Source organism: Halalkaliarchaeum sp. AArc-GB, from assembly GCF_031432225.1.
Taxonomy (GTDB): Archaea; Halobacteriota; Halobacteria; order Halobacteriales; family Haloferacaceae; genus Halalkaliarchaeum.
This window is the reverse complement of record NZ_JAVKGM010000024.1, coordinates 1-23,209: the sequence shown is the minus strand read 5'-3', so window position 1 is coordinate 23,209 and position 23,209 is coordinate 1. Positions and strand designations below refer to the sequence as shown.

General features: G+C 60.4%; 17 protein-coding genes and 1 pseudogene. 3 read left to right on the top strand and 15 right to left on the bottom strand.

Annotation, left to right across the window (positions count from 1 at the left end; translation table 11 throughout):
• Positions 1-114: 114 nt before the first annotated feature.
• The 7 genes from RH858_RS16050 to RH858_RS16020 form a co-directional block, all read right to left on the bottom strand.
• On the bottom strand, positions 115-1,461 hold the full coding sequence (locus RH858_RS16050) for a sulfatase (protein ID WP_310562416.1): 1,347 nt from the start codon (positions 1,459-1,461) through the stop codon (positions 115-117).
• Positions 1,462-1,502: 41 nt separating this feature from the next.
• Positions 1,503-2,795, bottom strand: a complete 1,293-nt coding sequence (locus tag RH858_RS16045; RefSeq protein ID WP_310562415.1) for a hypothetical protein — start codon at positions 2,793-2,795, stop codon at positions 1,503-1,505.
• Positions 2,796-2,865: 70 nt separating this feature from the next.
• A complete protein-coding gene (locus RH858_RS16040; RefSeq protein ID WP_310562414.1) occupies positions 2,866-3,981 on the bottom strand; it encodes a DUF354 domain-containing protein in 1,116 nt (371 codons plus the stop codon).
• A 1-nt stretch (position 3,982) separates the two neighbouring features.
• Positions 3,983-5,272 carry a nucleotide sugar dehydrogenase gene (locus tag RH858_RS16035; RefSeq protein WP_310562413.1) on the bottom strand — a complete coding sequence of 430 codons (1,290 nt, stop codon included), beginning with the start codon at positions 5,270-5,272 and terminating at the stop codon, positions 3,983-3,985.
• Positions 5,269-6,384, bottom strand: coding sequence for a UDP-N-acetylglucosamine 2-epimerase (non-hydrolyzing) (wecB, locus tag RH858_RS16030; RefSeq protein WP_310562412.1), 1,116 nt, complete (start codon positions 6,382-6,384; stop codon positions 5,269-5,271). The genes RH858_RS16035 and wecB overlap by 4 nt, the downstream gene beginning before the upstream one ends.
• Positions 6,381-7,571: a glycosyltransferase family 2 protein gene (locus tag RH858_RS16025; RefSeq protein WP_310562411.1), complete on the bottom strand. Its 1,191-nt coding sequence runs from the start codon at positions 7,569-7,571 to the stop codon at positions 6,381-6,383. The genes wecB and RH858_RS16025 overlap by 4 nt, the downstream gene beginning before the upstream one ends.
• A gap of 845 nt (positions 7,572-8,416) precedes the next feature.
• The gene (locus RH858_RS16020) at positions 8,417-8,701 is read right to left on the bottom strand and encodes a PadR family transcriptional regulator (protein WP_310562410.1); all 285 of its coding nucleotides are present in this window, start codon (positions 8,699-8,701) and stop codon (positions 8,417-8,419) included.
• Positions 8,702-9,134: 433 nt separating this feature from the next.
• Here RH858_RS16020 and RH858_RS16015 point away from each other — a divergent pair, with 433 nt between their 5' ends.
• Positions 9,135-9,680 carry a hypothetical protein gene (locus RH858_RS16015; RefSeq protein ID WP_310562409.1) on the top strand — a complete coding sequence of 182 codons (546 nt, stop codon included), beginning with the start codon at positions 9,135-9,137 and terminating at the stop codon, positions 9,678-9,680.
• Between the two features lies 1 nt (position 9,681).
• Here RH858_RS16015 and RH858_RS16010 read toward each other — a convergent pair whose 3' ends face one another.
• The gene (locus tag RH858_RS16010; RefSeq protein ID WP_310562408.1) at positions 9,682-10,386 is read right to left on the bottom strand and encodes a hypothetical protein; all 705 of its coding nucleotides are present in this window, start codon (positions 10,384-10,386) and stop codon (positions 9,682-9,684) included.
• Positions 10,387-10,958: 572 nt separating this feature from the next.
• Between RH858_RS16010 and RH858_RS16005 the strand changes: the two genes are divergently transcribed.
• Entirely contained in the window at positions 10,959-12,293 is a 1,335-nt protein-coding gene (locus RH858_RS16005; protein WP_310562407.1) for a transposase, read from the top strand.
• Position 12,294: 1 nt separating this feature from the next.
• Here RH858_RS16005 and RH858_RS16000 read toward each other — a convergent pair whose 3' ends face one another.
• The 7 genes from RH858_RS16000 to RH858_RS15970 all read right to left on the bottom strand — a co-directional run bounded on the left by RH858_RS16000 (position 12,295) and on the right by RH858_RS15970 (position 21,905).
• Positions 12,295-13,302, bottom strand: a complete 1,008-nt coding sequence (locus RH858_RS16000; protein ID WP_310562406.1) for a Gfo/Idh/MocA family oxidoreductase — start codon at positions 13,300-13,302, stop codon at positions 12,295-12,297.
• Between the two features lie 272 nt (positions 13,303-13,574).
• Complete coding sequence (locus tag RH858_RS15995) at positions 13,575-14,723, bottom strand: glycosyltransferase (RefSeq protein WP_310562405.1); 1,149 nt, start codon at positions 14,721-14,723, stop codon at positions 13,575-13,577.
• A 219-nt stretch (positions 14,724-14,942) separates the two neighbouring features.
• Positions 14,943-15,233 carry a hypothetical protein gene (locus tag RH858_RS15990; protein ID WP_310562404.1) on the bottom strand — a complete coding sequence of 97 codons (291 nt, stop codon included), beginning with the start codon at positions 15,231-15,233 and terminating at the stop codon, positions 14,943-14,945.
• 37 nt (positions 15,234-15,270) lie between these two features.
• On the bottom strand, positions 15,271-17,082 hold the full coding sequence (glmS, locus tag RH858_RS15985; RefSeq protein WP_310562403.1) for a glutamine--fructose-6-phosphate transaminase (isomerizing): 1,812 nt from the start codon (positions 17,080-17,082) through the stop codon (positions 15,271-15,273).
• Positions 17,082-18,281, bottom strand: coding sequence for a sugar phosphate nucleotidyltransferase (locus RH858_RS15980; RefSeq protein ID WP_310562402.1), 1,200 nt, complete (start codon positions 18,279-18,281; stop codon positions 17,082-17,084). The genes glmS and RH858_RS15980 overlap by 1 nt, the downstream gene beginning before the upstream one ends.
• 181 nt (positions 18,282-18,462) lie before the next feature.
• Entirely contained in the window at positions 18,463-19,713 is a 1,251-nt protein-coding gene (locus RH858_RS15975) for an alpha-D-ribose 1-methylphosphonate 5-triphosphate diphosphatase (protein ID WP_310562401.1), read from the bottom strand.
• Between the two features lie 1,082 nt (positions 19,714-20,795).
• Positions 20,796-21,905: a transposase gene (locus RH858_RS15970; protein ID WP_310562400.1), complete on the bottom strand. Its 1,110-nt coding sequence runs from the start codon at positions 21,903-21,905 to the stop codon at positions 20,796-20,798.
• A 282-nt stretch (positions 21,906-22,187) separates the two neighbouring features.
• Here RH858_RS15970 and RH858_RS15965 point away from each other — a divergent pair.
• A pseudogene (locus RH858_RS15965) lies at positions 22,188-22,970 on the top strand (IS5 family transposase).
• Positions 22,971-23,209 lie beyond the last annotated feature (239 nt).

Genomic DNA, 23,209 nt, shown 5'->3' with positions numbered 1-23,209 from the left:
AATAATAGCTGCAGGCGGTTGCACGAATGTAATTTCAAATATACGGCTCAGTTAGTCCTGCAAGCGGTCCAGTTTTCACTGTCCTTCCCGAGAGGCGTTTCTGATGGTGGAGATTCACTTCATGTATCCGAGATCCGTAAGCTGGGCCTCCACGGCGGCATCGAGGTCACCGGTGCTCTCCCGACCGGTCGCCCGGGAGAGGCCTCTTACCCGTTCCTCGAACGCCAGCCGCATGGACTCTCGCTGGTGTTCGTTTTCTCCGTCGTCGAACTCGCCGAAGAAGTACTCTCGGTTCTCCTCGTCGTCATACACGTAACGGCTGTTTGGACCACAGAGCGTCCGCCATCTGCTGACGTCCGTTTTGTTGCGACCGGTGTGAGGGACGAAATCTTCGACGAGCGCGTACTCGTTGGAACACAGCCAGTCGCGTGGGGAACTACCCTCGAGAATCAGGTCGTGTATACCGACGAGCTCTGCCGGCTCTTCGATCCGTTGGCCGACCTCCTGGTCCGGCGTTTTCACCACCAGTGGCACGTCCGTGTTGACGTCGCGAACGTAATGTGGCGGGGTTCCGTCCCGGTCGTACTCGCCGAGCGTCTTTCCGTGATCCGAACAAACGACGACGAGTGTGTCGTCGAACCGTCCGGTTTCGCGGAGTGCCGTGAGCAGCTCATCGACTTTTCTATCCTGGTAGCGAACACTCGCGTCGTAGTATTCCAGTACTCGTCGCCGGCGCTCCGGTGGAAGATCGGCTTTTCCGAGAACGTATGCGAGCAGCTTCGTGTTCAACAGGCGCGGTTCGATCGGACCGGGGGGATCCAGATCGAGTTGCCGGAACGCTGATCGCGGAGGAAAGTACGGACTATGGGCTTCCATGAGATTGAGAAACGTAAACGTCGGCTGATCGTCGTCCGCGGTCCGTTCGAGCCACCGAACCGCTCGATCGACCAGATTCGCGGTGAAGAACCGCCGTTTGATAAGGAAGGCCGGCTGTTTCGCGGCGTATCCCAGTCCCGTGTGAACTCTCGAATAGATCCGGTCACGGGTTCTGTGAATGTCGGTCCCACCGTCACTGCCGATTCGGAGGTCCCACTCGACGAACTCGTCGAACCCTCGATCCAGGCCGGCCACGGATCCGACCCAGGGATTGTTTGAGAAGCCGGCGGTGCGGTAGCCTCGTTTCGAGAGTCGCTCTGCAAGCGGCGTCACCTCCGCCGGAAGCCGAGCAGTCCCGTCTGCAAAGCCGTTCGTGACTCCATGTTCCGTCGGGAACAGCCCGGTAAACATCGAACTGTGCGACGGCAGGGTCCACGGTGCCGGGACGTACGCGTTCTCGAATACGGTCGCTTCCTGTGCGAACGCGTCGAGCGAGGGCGTCGTTTCCCGATCGTGCCCGTGAAACGAGACCCGATCGTGTCGCACCGAATCCAGCACCAGAAAAAGGACGTCGTGATCTGTCATAGCCGGCTTCACGTCCGGAAACGCCTTTGTTAGGTCCGCAATTACGGTTCGTTTTCGATCGCTCCGAGATATTCGCTCAACGCCAGGCACATCCACGCCTGACTCCAGCGTATGTAGGGGGTAGTGTCGGTCGTCACGCGGCCGACTCGACGATAAAAGTAGCCGTCCGGATCGTACAGCCGGTTCAGCGTCCAGGCGAGAACGCGTCGAGCAAGTTCCCTGTCGGCCGGGTCGTCTCGCCTCGTGAACGTGATGATCGCCTGGGCCGAGGCGTGGATGTCGTAGGGTCGGGAGGTGTCGTGTTCGAACTTCGGTGCCCCGTTCGGCTCGAAGTGATGCTCCCGATGAAACGTCATTCCCCGCTCGTAGGCCCGCCTGACGGGATGATCCGGTGGCTTCCCCTCGGCGTACTCGGCGAGACTTTCGAGTACGAACCCGGTGTGGAAATTGTCGTAGTCGAGATGCGAATCCGACGCCGGGACGGAGTAGTACCATCCCCCGTCGTCGGTCTGAGTGTCGACGACGAACTCGAAGAGCTCCCGTGCACGTTCGAGGAGGCGCTCTTCCCCGACGAGTTCCCCGACTGCCCGGAGATAGTCGGCTGCGAGCGCATTGGCGTTGATCGCCACGTACGAGTCGTACGGTGTGTACGTGAGTGCGTCGAACCCTCGTACCGTCTCGGTTCCGATGTCCTTCCGGAGAAACGTCGCCGCACCCCGTGCGAACTCGAGGGATCGCTCCGCACCGGTCACGCGGTAGTGGTGCAGGAACGCCCGGGCACAGAAGACGGTCACGACTCCGCAGGGGTGACCCGCCGGCAGGAAGAACTTGTTCGAGTTCTGCCAGTCGAAGTTGTACCCCCACGACGGGGTGTCGAACTCGGGCGAGGTGTTGTCTGCGAGCCAGTCGAGCAGTCGCTCCGCCTCAGTCAGGTATCTCCCTTCGTCGGTCTGTTCGTATCGATTGAGGTATGCGCGGGCGAATAATCCGATCCCTTTCGGGTTTCGTTCTTCGGGAACGCCGAGATACGGTCGGAGGTTCAACGGGAACGCACGGACGCCGTGCATCGCGACGAGCCGGAGAAGCCAGTGTCGGGCAACTGCAGAGAGAAACGGGCTGTTCAACCCGTCGTACGGGTCGTAACCGGCGTAGTCTCGGTCTCGTGCCCACCCGAGCGCGTTCTCACAGACGACTGCTGGATCGTATCCCGCCACGCGATGGGCTGCTATGTGATGATCTGTCGCGCCCTCCTGGGGCTCGTCCTGTCGGCTGTCGCCTTCCGGGCTCTGTGTCCAGCCCTTGCCGTTTTCCTTTGTCCGTGCGTTTCGCTCCATCCGTTTTCGTGTATCACTCTCGACAGTAAGTTATGGTCTGGTTTCTGCGGTGTGGTTGCGGAGGGAGCGGTTATCTCACCGCTTCCGGATCCCGATGACTTTCGAACGCTTCGAGACGGTCTCCGTCCGATCCGAGCCCCGGATCTCGCGGGTTCTCGATCAACTCCCGGACGAGGGAGGCGACGTCCTCGCGGACGCGAATCGAGCGATCGCGATCCGCACCTGACTGCGATCCATCCGCCGACAGCAGATACGAAACGATCTCGTCGGGCTCTCGGGAGTGGACTACCATCCCCTCTTTCACCATCGACCTGTCGACCGACAGGAGCGGACCCGGGAAGAAGGAAACTGCCGGCTTCCCCATGCACGCGGCTTCCCGGGACATCGTCCCCGATCCCGTCAGGACGCCCCGCGAGTGCCAGGCGAGCTGAAGTCCATCGAGTGCCGCGTCGGGGACGTACACGCGGTGGTCCGGGTACGGTTTCGCGTGTGGTCTGTCCGCGGGTCTTCGGGGCAGATAGACCACGTTCATCCCGTTCGAGTGCAGCGATTCGAGCAACGGGGGAACGAGCGATTCACCTTCGTCCACGTACGCTGCACCGAGGGCCTCGGGCCGGAGAACCACGTACTCCTCGAAGGGGAGCGTGTCGGTGAACGTGTCGTCGGGCTCGAAGTTCGCGACGTAGATGTCCTCCTTGTATCCGTCGTAGGTGTGGATCCGGTCGGGATCTGCGCCCCAGCGTGTCAGTTCCGACGTCCGGAACGCCGCCGGGACGACGTGGTGGGTCGCCATCGTCCTGAACCGGCAGAACGCACGCTCGACGAGCGGGGCGTCGACGTACGCAGTGATGTCGTTGTCGGTGAAGTGGATCGATGGAATCCCGCGGGATCGCGAGGCCAGAACGCACATCGCGTTCCGGGCCGACAACGAGACGTCGGCAGTCGGAGCCTGGACGGCAAGCTGGAGCGTTCGCAACGGCACCCCCAGCGTCCGCAGCGCGACGTTGTCGAAGTCCCGCCCAACCACGTCGAAGTCGAATCCGGCTTCCCGGGCGAGGTCGACAGTTTCGGTCTTGTTCCTGACCGTCGTCCGGAGATCCAGGTCCGGTATTCCGTCGAGCAAACCGTCGAAGAAGAACGGATGGGAGGGGCTCGCGAGGTCCAGCCAGGCTGTCGTTTTATTCATGTTAGACCCGCCGTATCGTGAATCCGGCCTCGCGCCACTGGTCGGGAGCGAGGATCGCTTTCGTGTCGATGATCGTCCGTTGTGCCATCCGCTGTCCGAGCGCGTCGGGATCCAGCTCCGCGAACTCGTCGTGGTCCGTCGCGATCACGACGGCGTCGGCGTCGGTTGTCGCCGCTTCGAGCGACTGCAGGTCGAGTGTGGGATCGTCGACGTGTGGGTCGTGAATCGAAACCGAGGGATCGCCGGGCGTTCCGCCGTCGGTCGCCGGCACGGCCTGACGAGCTCCGTGCTGTAGTTCGCGTGCCAACCGCAGGCCGGGGCTCATCCGCGTGTCGCCGACGTTGCCCTTATAAGCAACTCCGAGGATCGCAATCCGGGAATCGGCGAGCGAGTCGAGCTCCTCGGCGAGGAGGTCGATCACGAACTCCACCATCCCGTCGTTTACGTTGCGTGCGGTCGCGATCAGGTCGAGTGCCTCCGAGTCGACGCCGAGGAACCACGGATCGACCGGGAGACAGTGACCGCCGACGCCGGGGCCCGGTTGCAGGATGTCCACCCGGGGGTGTTCGTTCGCCATCTCGATCGCCTCGCGTGAGTCGATCCCGTAGTCGTGAGCTAGTCTGGCGATCTCGTTTGCCAGCCCGATGTTCGTGTCGCGGAACGTGTTCTGGATGAGTTTGACGAACTCCGCCGTCGTCGGGTCCGAAGTCGTGCGAATCTCGGCTTCGACGAACGACTCGTAGAGGTGGACTGCCGATTCGGTCGAAATGCCGTTGACGCCGCCGACGATCCGGGCGTTTTGTCGGAGTTCGGTAATGATATTCCCGGGGAGTACAGTTTCCGGGCAGTGGACGAGCGCGAAGTCCTTTCCGGCGGTCAGCCCCGACTCCTCGAGGATCGGCTGGAGCGTTCCCGTCGTGGTTCCCGGCGGCACAGTCGACTCCAGGATTACGGTGTCGCCCGTCCGCAGTATCGGACTGACGGCGTCGCCGACTGCCCTGACGTAACTGAGATCCGGTGTCATCTCCTCTCTGTCGAACGGCGTGGGAACGCAGATCACGTGGTATTTCGCCGGAACGATCTCCTCGACGAGTTCGAGTTTGCCGGATTCGAACGCCTGCGTGACGAACGCCCGCAGCCCCGGTTCCTCGACGTGGACCTCGCCGTCCCGCAGCTCGGAGATGACGCTCGCGTCGGCATCGTACCCGTATACATCGTGGCCGTAGTTCGCGAGCATCGCGGCGGTCGGCAGCCCGATGTAGCCCAGGCCGTGAACACACACCGAACTCATTGGCGAACACGCTCCGTTTGCGGGGCCACTTCTCTCAGGATCCGTTCGCCGGCCGTCCCGTCGCCGAAGGGGTTCTCCCAGTCGAGGTCAGTCCGAAGCATCTCCCCGACTGTCCGGACGATCCGGTCCGGATCACACGAACTCAGTCGGTTCGCCCCGACCGAGACTGTCTCGGGCCGTTCTGTGCTGTCCCGCATCGTCACGCACGGGACTCCAAGGACGCATGCCTCCTCCTGGACGCCCCCCGAATCCGTCAAGATAACGCTGGCTGACGCTTCCAGCCGGAGGAAGTCCAGGTAATCTAGCGGCTCTACGAGCCGGATCCGGTCGGACACGTCGATCCCGAACCGATCGAGTCGGTCCCGCGCCCGGGGATGGATCGGATAGATAATTTCGACGCTGTGTCGGGCGGCGGCTCTGTCTGCTCCTTCGAGGATCTTCCGAAATCGGGACTCTTCGTCGACGTTCTCCGCGCGGTGGACGGTCATCAGGAAGTACTCGCGTCCCTCGAGCCCGTGATCGGACAGGACAGTGCTTTTCCGGCGGGCGATCTCCCGGTTCCGGTAGAGCGCGTCGACCACCGTGTTTCCAGTAACCGTAACGCGCGATTCGGGGATTCCCTCCCGTAGGAGGTTTTCCTTGCTCTCTTCGGTCGGGGCGAACAGGTAGTCAGCGACGTGGTCTGCGATCACCCGATTCGTCTCCTCGGGCATCTCCCGGTCGAAGCTCCTGAGTCCGGCTTCGACGTGTCCCAGTTTCGCGTCGAGTTTGCTCGTCGCGAGCGCTCCCGCGAGGACGCTGTTCGTGTCCCCCTGAACCAGCACTACCTCCGGGGATTCGCGCTCGAGAACCCGTCCCACCTCGATCAGCATCTCGCCGGTCTGTTCTGCGTGAGATCCCGATCCGACTCCCAGATTGTAGTCCGGGTCGGGCAGTTCGAGCCGGTCGAAGAACACCGAATCGAGGCTGTCCGAATAGTGTTGCCCGGTGTGGACGAGCGTGAACTCGGTTTCGGTCCGGAGACATTCCCTGAGGATCGGTGCGAGCTTGATGATTTCGGGCCTGGTTCCGAGAACGATCGCCAGATCGGTTTCGTCCGCGCCGTCGTTCATGATCGATCCTCCGATCCCGGCCGAATCTGCCCCGGCGTGCTGTCGCGGTGGACGAAGTCGATCGCAGACGGGACGGATCCGGGACGCCGTTGCTCCTCGCGGCGTTCGCGGAGCGTGGAGTACCCGTGCCGGTGAACCAGCCCTTCGTTTTCCTTGACGTCGAACCAGCACCCGAGCACCAGCAACATGCAGCCGAACGCGAACACGAGGAACGACACCATCCCGCCCATGAACGCGTCTACGCTCGACGCGAACGCTGCATACAGGCCGCCGCCAGCACCGACGAGAAGGACAGTCGCGCCGAGCGTGTAACAGGGGACGACCGGGTGGAACCGCCGGACGAGATACGACTGTACTATCCGATCGAGGAAGCTTCGGGCCAGAAGCATCGAAAGCCCCGGTACGAACCTCGAGTACCGTATCGAACTCGTTTCGTCCCCGTAGACCGCCGGATGTGCGACGTCGGCGATCGGCTCCCCGCGGATGTTCAGCGCCACTAGCAGGTGGTTGAGGAATCCGTACTCCTCGTAGAGCTTCTCGAAGGGAACTTTCTGCAGTCCGTCGTTCGAGATCGCGGTATAGCCGTTCTGGGGGTCGGACACCTCCCAGTAGCCGCTGGCAACGCGAGTGAGCATCGTGAGCAGGGTGTTGCCGAACAGCCGCCAGTTCGACATCTCCCGGCGGTCCTCCCTGGAGTGGAGGCGGTTCCCTTTCGCGTAGGTGGCCTCGCCGCTGACGATCGGGTCGATGATCCGGTCCAGTTCGTCGGGATCCATCTGGCCGTCGCCGTCCATCACGGCCGTCACGTCGATTTCGTCGGCGAGCGCGAGCGAGTACCCGGTCTTGACAGCTGCTCCGGCGCCGCGATTGTGCTCGTGTCTGACCGGAACCACGCGCTGGGTGGGCTCGCCGTCACCCCCGTCGGCGACGGGCCGTTCGGTCGTTCGTTCTCTCCGTTCCCGAATGTATTCATCTCTCTCTTCTTGTGCTCCGTCAGAGGTCTCGTCCTCGAGATCGTTGATCCGGCCGGCGTGTTCCTGGATCTCCTCCCACGTTCCGTCCGTGGAGGCGTCGTCGATCACGTAGATGCGGTCGACGAACGAGGGCATCGTCTCGATGACTGATCCGACGAGGCCTTCCTCGTTGTACGCCGGCACGACCACCCCAACGGAGTGTCCCTCGTACATGGTCAGCACGAAACCCCTGATACTCGTTCGCCGTGGACTTCCGATTCCAGTTTACTGCTCGTGTTCTCGCGTGGGGGCACTATCGCTATCGACTGTCGGACACTCGACGCAAAGCTGCGAGCAGAGGCGAGGGCTGACTCGAACTGTTTTCGGTCGTCTCGGATGTGCGTTTCCTTCATTGGATCCCTCCGTTCGATCTCTTCGGGTCGATCCTGCCACGAGACCGGGAAGTCAGGTTATCCAATCGGTCACGCAGCCTTTGTTATAGACGCATTCACGGGAGGTCGGTGACGTGATCCGATGTGAACTTACGCGGAGATTGGGCCGGAGAGACGCTTGGGACTCCGAATTTTGGAAGTGCGTAAACCGAGTAGTTTTGATCTCGTCAGACCGCTGTGCGCTTTTGACCCGATCGTGTAAAGTGTCCTATAACTGTCGAGACGAACGCAGGGTGGGTGTATCGATCGGTGATCGGATGGGAGGTCGGCGGGTAACTTCCCTGATCGGGTGGCCCTCACACCGTTAAGTCGACTGTAATTTTTCTTTGCGGGGATCGCTCCTGGGCTATTCACCGATGGACCTGTGGGTGTTTCGCCACACGTGAACCGAACGATACGCCACGTCTCGGTCGCGGTTTTGGGGGCGAATCGACGTTTCGATGGAACGTGAGACGACTGTCCCCAGTTTACACCGGGGGAAGTAACCGTTCCGTCACGACATCGACCGAATCAGCTGTCGTGGCGAGTGCCTCGGTAGGATCGGGTTGCCTGCACCGTTATCCACGGCGACGTTCGCACTTCAGGCCGGTGAGGAAATCAAAACGGTACACACACAGCGTTCGAGGACTAGAGGTCGACGTACTGATCTTCCCACTCGCGCCGTCGCGTTAGTTCGGCGAGTCCGCGATCGGTGATCTCGTAGAAGTTCGTGCGCCGGTCGTGGGTCCCTTTTCTGATGAGATCGTTTTTTACCAGGGTGTCGAGGTTCGGATACAGCCGTCCGTGTGTAATATCACCCAGTTCGCCTTCCAGCTCCTTTTTTATCTGTTGCCCCGAGGGACGATCCTGCCCCGCGATCACGTACAGCAGGTCCCGCTGAAATCCAGTGAGTTCGAAGAGAACGCGTGGCATGTCGTTTGGGAATTCTAACGCAAAAACATTGTAATGATAGTTATAATGTAGGGTCTGCTAACCTGTTTTGAATCGGTACTCGATCGAACGATAGTCGCTCGTTTCTGCGGGTACGACGCCGAACTCGTCGTTGCGTCCCTCGAAATGTCGCTTTTTTATTTCCGCTTAAAGTAACGTAATGAGGGCTGAATCACTCAATATCGGCGCGTTTCGAGTGGGGCTGTCGTCGAACGATACCTGATCCGTGCCTCCGTTCGCTGTCGGTCCATTATCGGAATCCTCGATCTCTGCGTGAGTCGATGGAGAACGGATTCGGACGCGTCGAATATGATTTATTAATGAGTTAATAACGAATTAGTCATGATCGATATATTAACCAGATGGAACCAGCGCATTCCGGTCGGCAGTCTGCGGACCTCGGGAGGCGACAGCTATGAGGGAGTCCGATTCGGGAGTGGAGGACGTGTTGGACAAGGACGTGCTGTTCGAAGTTCTCGCAAGTTCACGGCGGCGGCTGCTGCTGTACCATCTCCATCGACGCGGCGGTGAAGCAAATCTCGTGGATCTTGCAGCCGACGTCGCTGCTGCCGAGACCGACGGGGAAATCGAAGAAGAAGTCGAAAAACGACACTACATTTCGCTGTATCAGACCCACGTTCCGAAACTCGAGGAGATCGGCTTCGTCGTGTACGACGAGGACAATCGACAGGTCGAACTGACCGATCGGGTACTGGAAATCTCGCAGATTCTGGGGGGAAAACGGGAACAAGAACCGCCGTGGCCGCTATACTATGGGACGATCGCGTCGATCGGATTCCTACTGGGAATTCTCTCACTCGCGGGATTCACGATGGTTCCTGCTTCGATCGTTGCCGTCGTTTTTTTCGGCCTTCTCCTCGTTTTGGCAGCGTATCACTACGTTGGGACCGCAGATTCCGACTTGGAGCACTCGGTTCTGGAGACGCTGGTCGACGAGTGAGCTACCAGCGGTACAACTGAAGTAGCGCCATACCAACGAGCGTAGCGGCTGCGAAAAGCGCCCACCCTGTCGGAGAAACCAGGGAGAAGACACCGACTCCGAATGCACCTGCACTGACGAGGACGCTAGCACAGACAGCCACTCCCAGCGTGATATACTCCGCGTAAACTCTGTCGGCGTCCTCGTCGTTTTCGTCCTCGTCGGTCGATTCCATGTACGGGAGCAACTGCGTCACCGAGTCCTGAAGCTCGATGGACCCCCGGTGTTTGTCGTATTCGACGACGCCGCTGTCGTCCATCTTCGGGAGGTGACACTGGTACAGACCGATGTACACGCGCTTTCGCTGGGCCGAGGAGAGCTCCTGGACCGAAATGTCGTTTTCGAGTGCGGCGATGTGTTCGGCGACTTCCGACAGGTTCGCGCTCCCCCCGTTGTCCCGCAGATAGTTGATGACGGTTCGGCGCCGGCTGTTCTTCAACAGATCGAACAGCTCGTCTTTCGTCAGTTCGGTCCCGTTCTGACGGGACTGTGATTGAAGCTCCGCGACGTCTCGTGAGCTCTCATCGGCGTGTTCCGGATCTGATTCCCCCTCTTCGGAGGTTGACTTCTGTACTCCGGATTCGTCCAAAGACTGGTCCAGATCTCGGTCGTCTTCGGCTTTCGGCGGCCCACGGTCGTCTGCCGACCCCAGTATACTCGCGCACATAGAACATACCAACCCATCGTACTTGCAAAAGTAATAGTAATATAACCGGTACCAGTTTTTGACCCGAATTTGTTAATACGTGACAAACTGCTCGGAAGTGTAACCATAATTTTGAAAAAATAGCATCCGAGTATTCGGGTTATCGATATATAATCGAATATTTGATAGAATAATCTCCTCTGGGTCCGTTCGCCAGGTTAGGCTGTTGGGGATTTTTGACTTCGAAACAATTCCTCTTCGCGCAGGCTCCAGAAGTAAACGACCTCGGGTCGGGTGACCCGTGGCTTTTGTAATTCCCTCAGCCTATGCCGATAGCACTCCACGCGACACGATGTCGCGGGATGAGGATGGGCGGTTTACAGAGCGCCCCGACCCAGACAGGCTCACCTTCCGAACAAACGGTTGGGTTTTGCGAGTCCGGTAATTAGCTGAAGAGAGGGCGCTAATCCCCCCGTCCTCAAGGAGCGACCAACGGGAGCGAGTAGGGCGGGGATACAGCGGCCGCACGAGTAGCAACCGCTCTCAACCGACATGTTTAACAAACCACATGGTAAGAACCCGAGTACACGCGCATGGATTACAGCCCACGTTTCAGGCTCTTGCCAACCACGAGACAGCGAGAGCTGCTGGGCTGGCAGCGCGATACCGTGCGCCAAGTCTACAACCACGCACTCTACCGGCTCGACCAGTTACCCACCAACTCAGACCGAACCGTCCGCCAACGAGTCTGGCACGTCCGCGACGAACTCCCCGACTGGAAAGCCAAGTGGGAGGAGTGGAGTAGCGTCTACTCCACCGTCCTCCAAGCTGCTGTGGAGCGTATCTACCACAGCATCATCGGGCTCGCCCAGCAACGCGATAACGGGCACAACATTGGGGACTTGAACTGGAAAAAGCCGCGAGAGTTTCAGAGTTTCACGTATCGCCAGCGGGGCTTCGAACTCGACAAAAAGAGTGGCTCTGCTGGTCGTGGAGTCTTAACACTCAAGAAAGTGCGTGGCGAGACGCTCGAAATCCCCATCCGACTCCACCGTGACATCGACCCGGACGACATCAAACACGTGACGGTAAAACAGGAAGCGACGGGCGCGTGGTACGTGTCGTTCAGCGTGGAACGTGACGTCCCAGAGAAACCAGACCCCGAAGACATCGAGCCAGAAGACACAGTAGGCCTCGACCTCGGCGTCCTCAACTTCATCCACGATTCGGACGGGCGGTCAATCGGCCGCCTCGACCTGTCGGATGACCGCGACCGGCTCGAACGCGAGCAACGCTCGCTCTCCCGGAAAGAGTACGAGTCGAACAACTGGCACAACCAACGGCAGCGAGTCGCCGAGGTCCACATGGACATGCGGAACAAGAACCGCGACTCCAAGCACAAGCTCGCCCACGCGTACACGACCGAGTACGACGCGGTGTTCGTGGAGGACTTGAACGTGAAATCGATGCTGGAAGGTGACGGTAACGCCCGAAACAAGCACGAGGTGGGCTGGCGCGAGTTCATCGGTATCCTCAAGCATCACGGGCGGAAACACGGCTGTCACGTGGTCGAGGTCGAACCAGCTGGGACGACGAAAGAGTGTGCTTCGTGTGGGGTGGAGACGGCGAAGCCGTTGTGGGTGCGCGAGCATTCGTGTCCAGCGTGTGGGTTTGAGTTGGACCGGGATTTCAACGCGTCGTTGAACGTTCTTTCTCGCGGTCTCGCCAAACTAGGAGTGGGTCACTCCGAAGAAACGTCCCCAGAAATCAAAGATTTCTGGTGTGCGAACGAAGCGCGTAGCGATTCGGTAACGCCTGTGGAGACTGCGACCGCTGTGGATACGGTTTCCGTATCTGCAAGTCGCGTCGTCGAATCAGGAAGCCCCTGCCTCAAGGAGCCGCCGACGGCGGCGAGTAGGCAGGGGTAGTTCACACCGGTCGGGTGGCTGTCTGGCGCTCCTCGTACAGTGATTCGAGCGGATTGTCCTCGATGTCGAGGGGGAGATCGACTCTCCCCCCGCGTCGGGCGGACTCCCAGCACGCGAACACGAACTCGGTCCCCCGGAGCACGTTCTTGCCGGCGATGATCGGTTCGGTGCCCTCGCTCAGCGACTGGATCGCGTGTTTGATCGCGCGGTCGTAGTTCGGCTTGCTGGTGTGGTTACTCTCCACGCCCGGAACCGCGTCGGTCAGCTTTCGCAGGGCGGCTTTGGTCTTGGTCGGAATCGGTCCGTACAACCGTTCGCCGTCGGTGTCGACCGCCCGCCACCCGCCGTCGGTCCGCACGCGCAACGGGGGGCCGTCGTCGGGCTGGATCTCGATCACCCCGTCGGTTCCGACGAGGCGGAGATACGCGTCGACCGCCGTTTTCCGGTCTCCCTCCCCGGTCGACGCCAGTCCCTGGACGCCGTTCTCGTACTCCCAGTGGGCGATCGCACGCGTTGAGTTGAGCGCACCGAACCACCGGTTCTCCTCGGCGACGTCGAGGCCGGCGAGCGCCCATTTCCCGTGGACGCCGTCGACGAAGAAGTCACAGAGATCGAACAGGTGCGAGCCGGCATCGAAGAGGTTGACCTCCGACCACTCGAGGCGGCGCAGGTCGCCGATCTCTCCGCCGTCTATCAGCTCCTTTGCCTTCCGTACGGGAACTGCGAACCGACGCTGGTGGTCGATCGTCAACTGGACGTCGTTTTCCTCGCAGACGCTCACCATCTCCCGGCAGTCCTCCCACGTCGTCGCCATCGGTTTCTCACAGTGGATCGCAGCGACGTCCCCGACTTCCGCACAGTCGATCACGATCTCAGCGTGGGCCGCGGGTGGCACACAGACGCTCACGACGTCGGGATCGGCCTCCCGAACCATCGTTCGATGGTCCTCGTACACCGCACCCTGGCCGAGGTCGTGGTGGTTTGCGAACGCTTCGGCGTTCTCCCTCACGATGTCTGCACACGCGATCAGCGAGCAGTCCTCGATCTTTCCGTAGCCGGCGGCGTGCCGATACGTTTTCGCGTCCCGTCACGGTCCCGGGTTACCGGATCGGGCCCATGCCGGCGATCCCGACAGTTAATCTCATCATCGAAAAGAAGCCGACCGGCGAGATTGTTTCGCGCGCCTTAATAACTTTCCAACAACTGTCGGTCGAAAACGGGAGCGCTTGTTCGACGATGCCCGACGGATCGTCACAACGACCGGGGCGTAAAATCGGCTCGTCACGGGGCTGCCATCTCTTTGGACGCCTGCTTGGTGTCGCCAACGTCCAGTTTCGACCCCTGGAGGTACACGGTCCGAGTTCGTTTTCCAATGTGATTCCAGTCGAGTTGCCGGGCCGCCGCTCGATTACGACGACCCATCGCCGCGAGGCCTTCCGGATCATTCATCGCCCGATGTAATCCGGATCGAAGGCCGTCGGGATCGACAGGATCGTAGAGGATCCCACCGTCGGAGCCGACAAGATCCGGAAGACAGCCCAGTCGTGGAGCGATGGCTGCCCGTCCGAACGTCATCCCGAGGACGGCGCTGCCCGACGTGAGGACAGAGTCGAACGGTAACACGACTGCGTCTGCGGCGCGCATGTACACCTGCACGTGCTCGTCGGGAACGTATTCGAGAACGGCCTCGACCCGGTCGTCTCCCTTACAGGCCCGACGAACCCGGTGTTCGATGGCCTCGTTCCACGGGTTTCCGACAATCAGCAGCCGCGCGTCCCCGTCGACCGTTCGGAACGTCTCCACGAGCTCCGAGACGTTCTTGTACGGTCGTATCAGGCCGAAATACAGCAATACTGGGTCGCCCTGTGGCAGTTCGAGCCTCCGGCGAGCCTCCGGTTGCGTGATCTCGTTTCGGTAGGCATCCGCGAAGTGTCCGTGGGGCACAACGCGGATTCGATCTCCGACGCGTTCCGGAAGGCGATAGCGGTCACGGACGGTCCCGGCTGCGCTCTCGCAGTGGACGACGATCCGGTTGACGAGACGTGCCACGACGTGTCTGCTCACGAGTTCGGTTCTCGGGGCGTGTCCTTCGTGATTCACGAGGTTGTGGACGGTCCAGACGAGACGGACGCCAAGCAGTTTCAATACGACGAGTTCGAGGAACAAGCGGACCCCGAGAAGCACGGCGAACAGGGGACGGCCCCATCGCTCCGCGATGATGAAGTGGTGAACCCAATGGAGGTGCAACACGTCGGGGACGCCGTGGTGACGAACGCCAGACAGCAGCGGGAACGCTCCGACGACGTCGACCGGGTGAACGCGAACGTCGTGAGACTCTAATGCGTCGATCAGTTCGGACTGATACGGGTTCGAGTCGGAGTAATCCGGACTCATCAGTACCGTCAACTGTTCGGTACCTGAATCGGTCATCCGCTACCTCCGTTCGTCGAGAAAACGGGACCAGGCCTGCATGGTACACAGTTGCTGGCACACAAGCTGGTTTGATACGGCCCGGGCCCTTTTGATAAATGGTTCTTGTCAGTTAAAAAGGTAGCGCAGCTGAGGGGGGCTCGGAGATTTCCGAGGGGGGCGATTCGATGCGAGGGCACTCCACTGTAACCCGGCGATAGAGGCGGGACGACCGGCCGGCTACGACGATTCATTCGACTGGCCCGTGTCATCCCCGTCGGTTCCGGACTGTCGTGGCTGTTTCTCCTCCGAGTCCTGGAATGCTTCCACGCCCGGGAGCGAATCGACAGCGTCGTTCGTTCCGACCGAAGTCGCCGCCGAAACGGCCTCGCGGAACCTGTCGCGTTCGGGGTACTCTCGGACAGTTAATACGCGGTCCCCCTCGATGGCGAAGATCACTTCGACGGTTCCGTCCGGGTGGCGATACTCGTCGGCCTTCGACAGCTTCTCGGAATCGTTGTTTTCGCTCATAGGATCTCACTTCGGCCAGATCGTTGCATTCCTGGCATCATTCGACGGTGACGCTCTTTGCGAGGTTGCGCGGTTTGTCGATCGGTCTGGACAGCTGATCTGCGGCGTGATACGAGACGAGCTGGAGTTGAACGTTGGCGAGAATCCCCGCGACGTCGGGGTGGGTTTTCGGGAGTTCGAGCAGGTGGTCTGCGTACGCGGCGAGGTTCGTGCTCCCCTCGGGTGCAACCGCGACGACTGGGGCCCCTCGCGCCCGAACCTCCTTGACGTTGTGCAGCGTCTTCGTGTCCTCGGGATCGACCGAGATCGCGAACACGGGGGTCGACTCGGTGACCAGCGCCAGGGGACCGTGTTTCAGCTCCGCCGCCGAGAACCCCTCCGCGTGATCGTACGTGATCTCCTTGAACTTGAGCGCACCCTCCAGGGCGACCGCATGTCCCACACCCCTGCCGATGAAGAAGTACGAGTCGCTGTTTCGGTACGTGGAGGCGACGGTTTCGGCATCCGACTCGTCGAGTACCTGCTGGACGTGATCGGGGAGTGCAGCGAGGGACTCGAACAGCTCGCTCGTCGCTGTGGGAGTCGCCCCGTCGGTGTCCTGACTCACGCGTTCACACAGGAGCGAAAGCGTCGCGACCTGCGAGGAGAACGACTTGGTTGCGGCCACGCCGATCTCCGGTCCCGCACGGATGTAGATCGTGTCCTCACACTCCCGCGTCAGCGTCGAGCCGACGACGTTCGTCACCGCGAGCGTTCGCGCGCCGGTTCCATGGATGCTCCTGATCGCTGCGAGGGTGTCTGCGGTCTCGCCGCTCTGTGAGACCGCGACGACGAGCGTCTCTTCGTCGACTGAAGGCGGGTTCGTGGCGTACTCCCCGGAGAGAAACGTCTGTGCGGCGACGCCCCGGCTGGCGAACAGCGACTGGGCGTACAGGGCGGCGTGATACGACGTCCCCATCGCGACGAGGTGAACCACGTCGACGTCCGAAAAGGATTCCGGAGGGAACTCCTCGAGTTCTGCACGACCGGCCAGGAGATCGGTGCGGCCGCGGATTGTCTGTCGGAGCGCGGCCGGTTGCTCGTGGATCTCCTTGAGCATGTAGTGGTCGTATCCACCTTTCCCAACGTCGGCGGGCTCCCAGTCGACTGTTTCGATCTCCCGGTCGACCTGTTTCCCTCCCGCATCGGTGATGGTGTATCCATCGGGCGAGAGGGCTACCACGTCCCCGTCTTCCAGATACACGACCTCGTCAGTGTACTCCAGGAACGCCGGAACGTCGCTCGCGAGGTAGTACCTGTCGCTCGCTCGACCGAGAACCAGCGGGGAGCCGTTTCGGCTGCCGAACACAGTGTCGGTACTGTCGAACACCGCGGCGATCGCGTAACTTCCCGAGAGCCGGTCGATTGCCCGTCGAAACGCCTCGCCGGGGGAGTCCCCGTCCGAGAGGTACTCCTCGATGAGATGCGGGACGACCTCTGTGTCAGTTTCGCTCGTGAACTCGTGGGAGTCGAGTTCGGCTCTGAGGCGCTCGTGGTTGTCGATAATCCCGTTGTGGACGACGGCGACCTGGCCGGTACAGTCCGCGTGTGGATGCGCGTTGGCGTCGCTCGGCGGGCCGTGGGTCGACCACCGCGTGTGACCGACGCCGACAGATCCTTGCGGCGGGCGCTTCTCGATCGCGCCCCGAAGTTCGTCGATCTCCCCTTCGCGTTTCACGAGGTCGATTCCCCGACCGTTTCGCGTGGCGATTCCGGCGGAGTCGTATCCCCGATATTCCAGGTTCTCCAGTCCCGACAGCAGTTCGGGGACGGCTTCCCCTGGCCCGACCCTGGCAGTGATGCCACACATCAGCCGATCACCGTGGCTCCCTCGGGGACGTCCTCGCGAAGCGTTACTCCAGGTCCGACGGTTCCCAGTGTCCCGATGCGACAGCCGGGTTCGATCGTGACGTTTCCACCCACGTTCGCGCGATCGGCGACGACACCTCCGAGTCGGCGATTGGTGTACTCTCGACCGTTCACGACGAGCGACGCAAGTCCTCCCGTCGACACTGCACCGTCCCCGATCCTCGCGCCGCTACCGACGACAGTGTCCCGAAGCACCACGCTCGCCCCGACGTGGGTGTCGGGTCCGACGATCGATCCCTCCAGGACGGTGTTCTCGCCGACGGTCGTGTTCGCCTGCAGCGTGGTACCATCCCGAACGATCGCCCCCGCGGACACCCGGCAGTCGGGTCCGATCCGCACGTGCTCTTCGACCACGGCTGTGTCGTGGATCCGGGCGGTCGGGGCGACCGGTTCGATCGGCCCGAGTAACTCCTGGTGTGTCGATAGAACGGCTTCGTTCGTGGCCAGCAGATCCCAGAAATACGAGGGATCGAACCAGACGCCGTTCGGGGTTACCGCGAGAACCCCCCGGTCGAGTCGATCGACCGCACCCGTGATCGGAAACTCCCCGTTCACGGACGGCGCTTCTGCGAGCGCCTCGAAGACGGTCTCGTCGAACACGTACACGCCCGCATTTATTCGTGACGTTCCCTCCTGGCAGCGAGATTCCCCACCGCGGTGCTCGTCGACGTGTTCGACGAAGCCGTCCCGAACCTCGACCGTTCCGTAGTCTGCCGGCGTCTCCGAGGTTGCAACGGCAAGACAGCCGGCGGCGTCCCCGTCGTACCGTTCGATCGTCGCCGTCACCATCCGATCGTCGATGACAGTGTCGCCGTTGACGACGACGAACGCGCCGGTGGCCTGTTCCCGTGCCATCTGGAGGGCGTGGCCGCTCCCGAGCTGGGTGTCCTGTCTCGCGTAGGAGAGCTCCATCCCGCGATAGCTGTTTTTAAAGCGGTTCTGAATTCGAGTGTTTCCGTGTCCCACGACGACGGTTGCCCGTTCGATTCCTGCCTCGACGAGCGCATCGAGCGGATATTCGATGATCGGTCGACCGCCGACGCGGAGCATCGGTTTGGGCTGGTATCGCGTCAGCGGGCGGAGACGGGACCCCTCACCGGCTGCGAGGACGACTGCCCGGCTGATCCCGTCTCGAGTCATATCGGGACACGGGTTTCCGTCATCTGTCCCCGTTTTGTCCCCCATTCGTCAACGTTTGCCGTCGATAACGTCCACCTAGTGGGACGACAGTCGGTGGTTCCCTCGAGCGTCATACGTTCCTTCAAAGGCGACTATCGGTATTGTTATGGAGTAGTTGATTGGGAAAGAAGGAGCGGTTCGACTATCGGAATTCACTCGGTTCTCTGTTCCGGTCCGGCGGTTCCGGGGACATCGACCGGTCGGACGCACGGAACACGTCCCGACCGCCGACGAACGCGTGATCGACTGTCGGAACTGGTTCCGGGTCGACGACGAGCACGTCCGCACGCGCTCCCCGTTCGAGCCGGCCTCGACGGAGGAGCCCGACTACGTCGGCCGGATTCTTTGTCACGCGTGCGACTCTGACGTGCAACGGCTCACCAGTTTCCACGAACGGTGCCGCCAGCAACGACGGCGGGTGATAGTCCGAACAGAGGACGTCGACCACGCCCTCGCGGGCGGCCTCGCGTGCGTCGAGGTTGTCCCACAGACTCCCACCCCGAACGAGGTTCGGGGCCCCCATGACGGTGTACATACCGAGTTCCGTGGCTCTCCGCGCGGCTGCCATCGTCAGTGGGTACTCGCAGATAGTCGCCCCGCAGGTGGCGGCACGCTCCACCTCGGCGGGCGTCTCGTCGTCGTGGGAGGCGAGGGGGATGCCGCTCGCGTGGGCGTTTTCGACGATCGCTTCGACGCGGTCGTTCACCACGTCCGAAGAGACGCTGCTCCGTCGTTCGGCGAGTTGTTCGACGGCACTCGAGGACAGGTCCCGGTCCCCGACGTACCGACGCTGGAACTCCTCGACGTCGTCGAACTGTCCGCTCCCGGGAACGTGGTTCACCAGCGAGACCAGGTCGACGACGTTGTCCGTCAGGAAGTCTTCGACAGCGTCGTGGCTCTCACAGCCGAGTTCACACCTCGCGTGAACGCGGTTGTTTCCGAGGAATCCGTCGGTTTCCTGGATCGTTCTCGTGAGGTCTCGGGCGAGATCGAGCGTCCGGTTCTCCTCGACTGCGTCCTCGAAGGAAATGGCGTGGAACTTTGTGGTCACGCCGCTGGCTACGTTTGCCCTGTCGGCTGCCGAAAGTGCCAGCCGCTCGTCCACCCGTGCTCCCGAGCGAGGAAAGAGGTGATGTTCGATGTCGTCGCCGTGCAGATCGACGATTCCCGGCATGATGACCCGATCCGACGCGTCGATCACGGTAGCCGCGTCGGAGCCAGTCGTCGATCGCACGTCACGAATCCAGCCCCTTTCTAGCAGAATACAACCGTCTTCGATCGTCCCCTCCGGCGTGACGACCGTTCCGCCGCGTATCTCCGTTACACTGTGGCCGTCCCGGAGACCGCTGCCGGTTCCGCCGTAGTTTCGATGTGCTATTCGATCGGAACTCATGTCCAGAACGTTACCAGAGATCCCTGTTAGTTATGAAGCGTCCACCCGATGTTAAGCGGGTACAAAACCGGGACTGCGGTGGAAGTGCCGGAACTGCATCCCCGCACCGCCGAAACGGTCAGGGATGGGGACTTATCCGGAGAATTATTCCTCCGGATTATCGAAATGTTAAGTCTATTATGTAATTTATTACCAAAATACTGGCGACGAATGACAATGACGTACCGTAATCGATGACCGTTGTTCAGACCCCAGACAACTCGCGCGTCGATTGCGGTACGAGCTCCCCAGCTCGAAGCCCATAGTCGTCGCAAGGCGACTGTCCGTGACCCATCGACGAGAGCGTCCCCCCAGCCCGCTCTCGTCATTACGCCGGTTCTACTATCCCTTTTCCGAGCGGTTTCACCCTCGAATTTCGAGAAGAGCGATACAGGTGTTCAAGTTGTGGGATCTCGAGAACCCGCGGCCCAAAATCACGTCAACGTGGACGGATTCGGACGCAGCACTTCGATGCGGGACGAACTGGATAACGCCCTGAACGGTCGAGGCATCCTGTCTCGGCCGGGCGTCCCCCCCATGTGAGTGACGAATCGATTACTGCGTGTGAGAACGGATCACTCTGTTATGACACGATTAGTTAATTCGAACTGACCGAAACAAACCGTGTATGAGTAAAGCCAAACTCATCGCCGTCGTACTGTTGGGAGCCGTTTCCGTAGTCCTGCTCCGCTCACGCATCGGACAGACAACCAGCGCGGACGATTAGCTATTCACCAGGCCGCTGTTTATCGACTACCGTCGATAATTTCCCCTCGCTTTTGAACAACTGATGCCTTATACTGTGAGAAGATAGGTTATGAAAGTTGCAAGGCTAAAACCTCGCCCTTCACAGTAGTTGCCGAATCAGATTCTCGTCGAAGCGGTCACGACAGGGTTTATTCCAGAATCGTAGCGAGTGTCGGTTCTTCTCCAGCAATAGATGCTCGAAGGGAGAGAGAGAACGCCGCTTGACGGCTTTCCCGAGCGATACCTCTCCAGAAAACGCTTGTTAACCGGTTTCCCGGTCGAAGCGACCGACTCGCTTAGCCGTAATCTGTCAGGACGAGTCGCCGAAAGATCCGCGTCGAGATCGGCGGTTTCTCCGATCGAGTCTCGTTAGCGACAAGGACGTTTGCGAGCACCCACAGGTTGTACAGCGCAACCGCGAACAGAAAATAGAACAGCCGAACCGAGAACGTCGGCGACGACGTTCTCGGAAGGAAGTCACCGATCTGCCGATAGGACGTTTCAATTCCCCAGCGGCGGCGGAACGCCGTCGCGTACGCTTTCGCTGTCGAAGAATCTACATCCAAGCTCGTGACGAACCAAACGTGTTCGTCCTCGTTCGAGCGGTGTGGAACCGCAAAAACCGTGACGTCGACCGACGCTGTCGGCGGGCGTTTTCGCTGCATCGTGTACTCATCGGCGACCGTCTCAGCGCCGGCGCTGAGACGGTCTTTCATCCCACTACTCGGACGTGCGCGGACGATGTACTCAACGCCCAGTCGTTCCAACTCTGCGACGACGTGGACTTGGTAGAATCCACGATCGAGGTAGACGTGGCGAATCGAGACGTACTCACGTGCTGTCTCGAGTAAGGAGCGAACGGCTTCGCGCTTGGCGCGGAAGCCGTTCGCGTCCATTGGAAGGACATCGAGCGTAAACCGAGTGTGAGGAGCGACGATACAGAGCGTTGCGAAGCAAAACGCTCTGTTCGTTCCCAAATCAGGATATGTCGTTATCACGTGATCAGTGTCGGCTGAGCCGTAGAACCGCCACTCGTGAAGATCGATGGCTACATCGACGAACGCGGGAAGTCGCCGCTGTGACCGGAGGACTTCGAACAGTCGCTCCCGGACGCCATCGAACTGGCCGTCGATGGCGTCCGTCGAGAGGTTTCGCAAGTGGTACAACAGCGATTTAGCGAGAGGGTTCCGAGCAGTGGACGTCACGTCCACGTGCTCGCCACGACCCAGTTGAAGCGTCTTCCCACCCGTGTTTGGGAACTCCTGCTCGAAGGCGATACGAGAGAGGATTTCGAGAAAATCCTCTCTCGTGTAGTTCCCACACGGTTTTACGCCGAATTCCAGTGCGGGAAGCAGAAGTGTTGAAGCGGCTCGACTGGCTTGTTTTGCTTCAGCTGTCTCAACCATAGCGGAGCAAGGCGCTGAAGCAAAATGAGTCTCAACGAGGTTCGGCAACTACTGTTTAGCGCGGGGAGGATGTCAACAGGTGGGAAACCCGAGAGTTAACGTACCTCCCTCTCAACCTCGGAGGGGGTGCTGTGAGGCTCGTACAGCTCCTGTTCGTCGATTTTTCGGCAGGATAGCGTCTCACTAACACTCAATAACTACATTTGGCTCTGGTGAATCGCTGGACAGCGTCGGCTTCGACCGTCAGAACTAGTGGAATGAAGCGGGAAACCGCCGATGCCTATGTCGAAGATTTCCCGCTTCACGAAGAAAGCGGTTCAGTTAGCTAAAAATGCTGTCGGTGGCCGAGGCGAAGTCGCCGCCTCCGAAGGGGGTGGCGGCTTCGCCGATTACGCCGTCGTATCACTGCATTGTCTGCGGGTTTACTTGGAAAAGTCCTACCGAGAGGCGTTGGATCTACTGAGCGAGATGCCACATATTCTCGGGGAGATCGGCCTCGAACCGGCCGATCTCCCGCATCACTCGGCGCTAGTGAAGTGGTTTGACAGGATCAAGACCGCACTCTGGCGAGTGCTGCTGCGCCTGTCGGCACAGCTACACGAGCTAAGTGGTCATGCCGCCATCGACGCGACGTTTTTCGATCGCGAAACCGCTAGCAAACACTACTGCCGTCGGACGAATTACCGCGTCCAGACACTCAAAGCAACAGTCTCGTGGACACAGAAAGCCAAGCTATTCTGGACATTCACTGTACGACCGAGAAACGTCACGACACACAGCTCGGCTGGCGACAAAGGCTACGATTGGATGGAGTTACGCGAGAAACTCCGCGAATATGGCGTGAGACCGCTGATCAAGCATCGTGAGTTCCGGTCCATCGATCACGCGCACAACGCGCGGATCGATGGGCCTCGCTACCGTCAACGATCGATGTGTAAGACCGTCTTCTCGACGATCAAGCGCACGCTCGGCGACGCCGTACGTGCGCGAAAATGGTACGGTGAATTTCGCGAACTCGTCCTGATGTGTGTCGTTCACAACATCAAGCAGTCTCTGGAACCGTGAAATCACGCTACGTCTGGCGATTCACCACGGCCCTATATTTGTATTTTACGTTCATTACACAAAATCGTGCCATCTGAATTCACAGACACTGGACTTTGTGGAGTGAAAAGATCAACTTCCCTGAGGAATTTATTAGTGTACATCGGTACCCTCTCTAATCACAGAATTTTCATACCTGCTCAGCTTTGAACGTTAGCGTCGGCTGTTGAGTGAACGAAAAGGTGGTCGATCTCTTGCAT